The 7,184-nt window shown below is 44.8% G+C and carries 7 protein-coding genes and 3 pseudogenes; 8 read left to right on the forward strand and 2 right to left on the reverse strand.

The genetic code is table 11. The features are described 5' to 3' along the window. Positions 1-382 precede the first annotated feature (382 nt). From IM515_RS25240 to IM515_RS25275, 8 genes and pseudogenes are all read left to right on the forward strand, one after another. A pseudogene (locus tag IM515_RS25240) lies at positions 383-493 on the forward strand (IS4/Tn5 family transposase DNA-binding protein); the annotation flags it as partial. A 30-nt stretch (positions 494-523) separates the two neighbouring features. Beyond that, positions 524-842: pseudogene (locus IM515_RS25245) on the forward strand (IS4 family transposase); the annotation flags it as partial. Between the two features lie 146 nt (positions 843-988). Then, positions 989-1,963 (forward strand): phosphate ABC transporter permease subunit PstC, encoded by a 975-nt coding sequence (gene pstC / locus IM515_RS25250; RefSeq protein ID WP_002767656.1) that lies wholly within the window; start codon positions 989-991, stop codon positions 1,961-1,963. A gap of 4 nt (positions 1,964-1,967) precedes the next feature. Next, positions 1,968-2,852 (forward strand): phosphate ABC transporter permease PstA, encoded by an 885-nt coding sequence (pstA, locus tag IM515_RS25255; RefSeq protein WP_002767654.1) that lies wholly within the window; start codon positions 1,968-1,970, stop codon positions 2,850-2,852. Positions 2,853-2,860: 8 nt separating this feature from the next. Further along, complete coding sequence (gene pstB, locus IM515_RS25260; protein WP_002767653.1) at positions 2,861-3,673, forward strand: phosphate ABC transporter ATP-binding protein PstB; 813 nt, start codon at positions 2,861-2,863, stop codon at positions 3,671-3,673. A 6-nt stretch (positions 3,674-3,679) separates the two neighbouring features. Beyond that, entirely contained in the window at positions 3,680-3,871 is a 192-nt protein-coding gene (locus tag IM515_RS25265) for a hypothetical protein (RefSeq protein ID WP_287698243.1), read from the forward strand. An 83-nt stretch (positions 3,872-3,954) separates the two neighbouring features. Further along, positions 3,955-4,719, forward strand: coding sequence for a type I methionyl aminopeptidase (gene map / locus IM515_RS25270; protein WP_287629581.1), 765 nt, complete (start codon positions 3,955-3,957; stop codon positions 4,717-4,719). 196 nt (positions 4,720-4,915) lie between these two features. Next, the gene (locus IM515_RS25275) at positions 4,916-6,097 is read left to right on the forward strand and encodes an aldo/keto reductase (RefSeq protein ID WP_287629582.1); all 1,182 of its coding nucleotides are present in this window, start codon (positions 4,916-4,918) and stop codon (positions 6,095-6,097) included. Here IM515_RS25275 and cobO read toward each other — a convergent pair whose 3' ends face one another. Both cobO and IM515_RS25285 read right to left on the reverse strand, forming a co-directional pair. Beyond that, positions 6,098-6,703: a cob(I)yrinic acid a,c-diamide adenosyltransferase gene (gene cobO, locus IM515_RS25280; RefSeq protein WP_287629583.1), complete on the reverse strand. Its 606-nt coding sequence runs from the start codon at positions 6,701-6,703 to the stop codon at positions 6,098-6,100. It abuts the gene before it with no gap. A gap of 74 nt (positions 6,704-6,777) precedes the next feature. After that, positions 6,778-7,184 (reverse strand): annotated as a pseudogene (locus IM515_RS25285) (Uma2 family endonuclease); the annotation flags it as partial.

Below are 7,184 nucleotides of genomic sequence, written 5' to 3' on the forward strand. Positions count from 1 at the left end.
AGAGAAGATATTGATAAAAATAGCAATCATAAAAACCAAATCCCCAACATTTATCAAGCAATTATTTTTATTAGTAAATATTCTACACGACTCAGTCCAGATAAGCAAGATGGCTTACCACTACTACCGAATCACTACCTACATTGAAACTTTACAATACCTTTAACTTAAGTTAATAAGTAGGTAGGCGTTAAAAATTATCAGGCACTCCCCTTATCAAGGGGGGATTAAGGGAGTATCCCCCCGCCTATCGGCACCCGCCTTATCAAGCTATCCATTAGTCAGATCTTTCTTAACAAAAAGAGAAGAAACTTAAAAAAAAGGGAAACGATTGATAGGTATAGTTTTGAAAGAAGGAATCAAGGTAGAGGTAAGCAAAAAAATGGAGAAATGGGCAGCCCAAGAATTACAGTATGCAGACCTAGGGGACACCAGAAGAAAGAAAAGGTTAATCAGTATCGTAGAAAACTTGGCCAGCCAACCTAGTACAAGTGTGCCACAAGCTTCAGGAAATCTAGCAGCTTCAATTGTAGCCTGGAGATTACTCTGGTTAACCTATCAAGCACGCTTACACGGAGAGGAGAGTTGTGAAAGTTTTTTGGAAGAACATGAATGGCAATCTTTGTGTGCCACTATTCATAAACAGGGTCCGCCACCTGAAAAGCCGCCCTCCTTGGCCGGAAGCGGTCAGAATGATTGCTTCTCTTGGGGGTTTTTTAGGTAGAAAAGGCGACGGTGAACCCGGTGTTAAAACCATTTGGTTGGGACTGGGAAGGTAACATGATATCAGCCAGACTTGGAAACTATCTCATCAAATTGGTTCCCCCATAGAACCCCCTTGAGCCATCTGGCACACTTTTCTCTTTTTGTCAAATTTTATGTTAAGAAAGATGTGACTAATGGATAGCTTATCAAGGGGGGATTTAGGGGGGATTTATCTTCTATTTAATTAGAACCACTTACTTAACTGGTAATCGCGCTCTACCTTATGGCTAATTTTTCTGAACCCGTTGAGTCTTTTGATCTTTCAGCAGCCAATCTTAACGAAAACCCCGGCACTGCCGGTTTATTTGATCGCATTTTTACAATCTTAGTCTGGATTTGTGCCGCCTCTGGTTTAATTTTTCTGCTCTGGATGGCCTGGATTGTTTTTCAGGATGCGCGACCGGCGATCAATAAATTCGGTCTGGGATTTCTCTGGGGAACCACTTGGGATGTTAACGTCCTCAAATTTGGTGGTTTACCCTTTATTTTCGGTTCCGTTGTTTCCTCGATTCTAGCTCTTTTATTAGCCATTCCCCTTAGTGTTGCCGTTGCTTTAACCACTAGCGAGAATTATTTGCCGGCCAGTATCCGTTATCCCATCGGTTTTCTGGTGGAATTAATTGCCTCGATTCCTAGCGTAATTATCGGTTTATGGGGGATTTTCGTGCTAATTCCCGTGCTTAAACCCCTGCAAGAATGGTTATTTCAAAATCTTGCTTGGTTCCCTTTATTTAGTACCCAACCTTTGGGACCAAGTATGTTGATCGCCGGTGTGATCCTGGCCATCATGATTGTGCCGACCATTTCCGCTATTAGTCGCGATGTCTTGCTTACCGTCCCCTCGGAATTACGCAGCGCCTCCATGGCCCTAGGTGCCACTCGTTGGGAAACCATCTGGCGCGTCTTGTTGCCGGCGGCCAGTTCTGGCATTATCGGGGCGATTATCCTCGGTTTAGGGCGCGCTTTAGGGGAAACTATGGCGGTGGCCATGGTAATCGGTAACTCCTCGATTATTAGTCCCTCCCTCTTGGCCCCCGGTTATACTATTCCTGCTGTACTAGCTAATACTTTCCCAGAAGCTTTTGAAAAAGTCCACATCGGAGCTTTGATGTATCTAGCTTTGATTCTCTTTGTTATTACCTTAGCCGTCAATAGTGTAGCGGCTTTATTAGTACAGTTTATCAACCGCAATCGTTAATTTTATGACTCAAGGAGCTTTTCCCGAAGAAGATTTACAGCAACCCCTGTCACCGTGGCGACATTTTTTTACCAACGGTCTCACGGGTTTAGCGATCGCTCTTAGTGCCATCGCTATTCTGCCTTTATTCGCTATCCTCTTTCAAATTGTCAAAGAAGGTTTACCCGGATTCAATTGGCAAGTTTTCACCTCTTTACCCGCCCCAGTTGGCTCCGATCCTAGTGTTCCCAACGGTTTTGCCAATGCGATCGTGGGGACTTTAACCATGGTCGGTTTAGCATCCCTCGGCAGCATACCTCTGGGGATTCTCACCGGGGTTTTTCTCTCGGAATTCGCTCGGGGTTCCAAAATTGGCGGTATTCTGCGCTTTGCGATCGTGGTGTTGAGTAGTACCCCTTCCGTTATCGTCGGGGTGTTTTCCTTCGGGGTTTTGGTGTTAACTACCAAACAATTTTCCGCCGTAGCGGGGGCCTTTGCTTTGGGGGTGATTATGTTGCCCATCGTCGCTTTAACCACGGAAGAGGCACTAAAACTAATACCCATGTCCTACCGTCTCGGTTCCTCCGCTTTGGGGGGTTCCCGTTTCGATACGGTATTTCGCATTGTCCTGCCAGCAGCGATCGCACCGATTATGACCGGGATATTATTAGCAGTGGCCCGGGCCGCCGGAGAAACTGCCCCCTTAATGTTTACGGCTTTATTTAGTCAATTTTGGCAAGAAAGTCTTTGGTCGCCCACACCAGCTTTAACGGTGTTGATTTATAACTACGCTAGTTCCCCCTTTCCTGAACAAAATTCCCTAGCTTGGACAGCTTCTTTAGTCCTGATTATCTTAGTTTTAATTACTAGCCTTCTTTCCCGTTTTGTTACTCGTAAACGCTCAAATTAAGCATTTTTATGATGATCGATTCCTCTGCCATGAACACCCCTACTTCTCTAGCTAACTCGGCGATCGAAGTCGAAAATCTTAGCTTTTTCTACGGTAGTAAAAAAGCCCTGGAAGGGGTTTCTTTACAAATCCCGCAAAGGCAAGTAACCGCCATGATCGGCCCCTCTGGTTGTGGTAAATCCACTCTCTTAAAAGCCCTCAATCGCATCGGGGAATTAGAGGGACAAGTGACAGTTAAGGGCAAAGTTAGGTTTTTTGGTCAAGATATCTACGCCCCCAAAGTTAACCTTCACACCTTACGGCGACAGGTGGGTATGGTGTTTCAGCGTCCTAATCCTTTTCCCGCTAGTATTTACGATAATATTGCCTACGGTATTAGAATTTATCGTTCCGCCAGTCGCAGTGAATTAGATGCAATTGTGGAATCAGCTTTAAAAGGAGCTGCTCTTTGGAATGAAGTTAAAGATCTGTTGAATAAATCCGCTTTAGGATTGTCGGGAGGACAACAACAAAGATTGTGTATTGCTCGCGCTTTGGCAGTAAAACCAAAAGTATTATTAATGGATGAACCTTGTTCCGCTTTAGACCCCCTTTCTACCCTCAAAGTGGAGGAATTAATCCATGAATTGAAGGAACAATACACGATCGTCATTGTCACCCATAATATGCAACAGGCCTCTAGAGTATCCGATCGCACGGCCTTTTTTAATGCCGACGAAACCCGCGTCGGTCGTTTGGTAGAATTTGACACCACCCAGAAAATTTTCACCGATGCAGTTAATCAACAAACTCGCGATTATGTAGCCGGTAGATTCGGTTAATTTCTCTTGTCAGGAGACGGGAGACAGTTATCAGTTATCAGTTATCAGTTATCAGTTATCAGTTATCAGTTATCAGTTATCAGTTATCAGTTATCAGTAGTCAGGAGATTATTTTTATTTATTCTCCCCATTTCCCCATTTCCCCATTTCCCTACACCCTACACCCCACTCCCCACTCCCCACTCCCCACTCCCATAACCCAACCCCCTAAACCATAACGCTGCCCGATTTTGCTAGGATAAGAAATGTAACAAGAATCTTTCTCAACAGTCGGATAATTCATGGGCAACGATACCATCACCTTACTCTCTCCCCGGGAAATTGAAAAAATGCGCCGAGCCGGACGATTAGCGGCTAAACTGTTAGACCATCTGGCCGATATGGTTAAACCGGGGGTAAGTACCCTAGAAATCAATGACGAGGCAGAACGTTGGACTCGCGCCCATGGAGCCAAAAGTGCGCCCCTAGGATACCATGGCTTTCCTAAGTCCATCTGTACTAGCATTAACGAGGTTATCTGTCACGGCATCCCCAGCGCCGATCAAATCCTCAAAGACGGCGATATTATTAACATTGATGTCACCCCGATTTTAGAAGGTTATCACGGCGATACCTCCCAGACTTTCTTTGTCGGTACTCCCTCCCCCTTGGCCAAAAAGTTAGTGGAAGTGACTAGAGAATGTCTGCAAAGAGGCATAGATGCGGTGCAGCCGGGGGGTAAAATCGGCGATATCGGCGCCGCTATCCAAGAATACGCCGAAGGAGAGGGATTTTCAGTGGTTAGAGATTTTGTCGGTCATGGTATCAGTAATGTTTTTCACACCGGTCCGCAGGTTCCCCACTACGGCACTCGTGGCAAAGGCAAAACAATTCGCCCCGGCATGGTATTCACCATTGAACCCATGATTAATGAGGGTACTTGGCAACATATTCTCTTAAAAGACGGTTGGACTGCTATTACTAAAGATGGTAAACTTTCGGCCCAATTTGAACACACCATCGCCGTCACCGAAACCGGTGTCGAAATCCTCACTTTACCCGATTAAATTTAGGGAACGGGGAACAGGGGATAGGGAATGGGGGAATGGGAGAATGGGGAAATAGGGAAGTTTCAACTAATACCCCAAAACCCTAAAACCCTAAAACCCCATCTCCCCTCTCCCTTCTCCCCCCGCAACGCGCACGAAGTGGTCACCCACCTCCCCACTGATAACTGATAACTGATAACTGATAACTGAATATATGCAGTATCGTCGTTTCGGTCGCACTAATCTACAAATGCCAGTGTTTTCCTGTGGGGGAATGCGCTATCAATTTCAGTGGCAGGATTTGCCAATGTCGCAAATTCCCGACGAGAATCAAGGCAATTTAGAGGCAATCATTAATAAATCTCTAGAAGTGGGGATTAATCACATCGAAACCGCTAGGGGTTACGGCACTTCCGAGATGCAATTGGGCAAAATTTTGCCGCAACTACCGAGGGATAAGATTATCGTGCAGACGAAAGTTTCCCCCAGTCAAGATGTGCGGGAATTTCGCCGTAAATTTGAGCAATCCCTGCAATTTTTACGGTTAGATTATGTGGATTTGTTGGGTATCCATGGCATCAACACGGCTGAAATTCTCGATGACACTATGGCCGAGGGCGGTTGTTGGCAAGAGGCGAAAAAATTACAGCAACAGGGAAAAGTTCGTTTTATCGGTTTCTCCACCCATGCACCAACTGATGTAATTGTCAAGACTATTGCAACAAATTGTTACGATTACCTCAATCTGCACTGGTACTATATTTTTCAGAATAACTGGCCGGCCATAGAAGCGGCAAAACAGCACGATATGGGCGTTTTTATCATTAGTCCCTCCGATAAGGGCGGCCATCTCTACAATCCTCCCCCTAAGCTCGTCGCGCTCTGTTCTCCTCTCAGTCCGATGGTTTTTAATGACCTATTCTGTCTCAGTCATCCAGCCGTTCATACCCTGAGTATTGGTGCTGCGCAAGCCAGAGATTTTGGTGAACACCTGAAAACTTTACCCTTACTTGATCGATCCGAGGAGATTTTACCGGCAATTATCGAGAGATTGCAAGGAGAGATGATCAACTGTTTAGGCGATAATTGGGTAAAAACTTGGTCTGTGGGTTTACCTAGCTGGGAAAATACCCCCAATCACATCAATATTCGTTCTATCCTCTGGTTACGCAATCTCGCTATCGCCTACGATATGATTGACTTTGCCAAGGCCAGATACAATCTCTTGGGGAATGGGGGTCATTGGTTCCCCGGTCAACAGGCAAAAGAGGTGGAAAGACTCGATTTAACTGCCTGTTTAGCCGCTAGTCCCCACGCTGATAAAATTCCCCATCTTCTCGCTGAAACTCATCGATTATTGTCGGGAGAGACGGTACAACGCTTAAGCAGTAGTTAGTTAAAATTCGATGCCGGGTTGCGCTTTCACTCCCTGTTGACGAAAGGGATGTTTAATTAACTTCATTTCCGTGACTAAATCCGCTATCTCGATTAATTCGGGTAAAGCTCCTCTACCAGTGAGAATAACGTGACAATTAGCGGGTTTTCGGGCTAAACCAGCGATAACTTCCTGAACATCCAGATAACCGAATTTAAGGGCGATATTGATCTCATCGAGTAAAATTAATTTATATTGGGGATTTTCGAGAAAAGTTAGGGCTTTTTGCCATGCTTCTTGGGCTTTCTCTATATCTCTTTCTCTATCTTGAGTTTCCCAGGTGAAACCTTCCCCCATAGCATAAAACTCGATTTGTTCCCCCCAAACACTAAAAATCTTTTGTTCGGCAGGTTCCCAAGCACCTTTGATGAATTGTACCACCGCCACTTTGTAACCATGACCGAGGGAACGTAAAACCATACCGAGGGCTGCCGTGGTTTTTCCCTTACCATCGCCAGTATTAACGATAATTAAACCTTTTTCAGCAATTTTTTCGGCTAAACGTTCCTCTTGGATTGCCTTGCGGCGCTGCATTTTTTCTTTGTATTGTTCGGGAGTGAGTTGCATTCGGGTCTATCCAGTCAAATCAAGATAATTGTAACTCAAGGGGTTATTGATGGCCGTTTGCAGATTTTAACCAGCTAAATTGTCTGCGGATTGATGCCTAATTCTCGTAATTTTGCCGCTAATCTTTCCCTGGCTTGTCGTTCTTGTTCTTTTTCTAAAAGAGCCTGTTCTTTTTCTAAAAGAGCCTGTTCTTTTGCCTGTTGTTCCTGTTCCTTTTCTGAAAGAATCTGTTCCTTTTCTAAAAGAATCTGTTCCTTAGCTTGTCGTTCTTGTTCTTTTTCTAAAAGAGCCTGTTCTTTTGCCTGTCGTTCCTGTTCCTTTTCTAGAAGAATCTGTTCCCTTTCTAAAAGAATCTGTTCCTTTGCTTGTCTTTGCTGTAATTCAGCTTCTTGGGGAGTGGGAACCAGTTGACCATCGACGGTAAAATAACGCAGTTTCCGGTCAAATATGCCTAAATATAATCCTAACTCTTCACTCCAGA

This window comes from Microcystis sp. M44BS1 (assembly GCF_020244875.1).
Classification (GTDB): domain Bacteria; phylum Cyanobacteriota; class Cyanobacteriia; order Cyanobacteriales; family Microcystaceae; genus Microcystis; species Microcystis panniformis.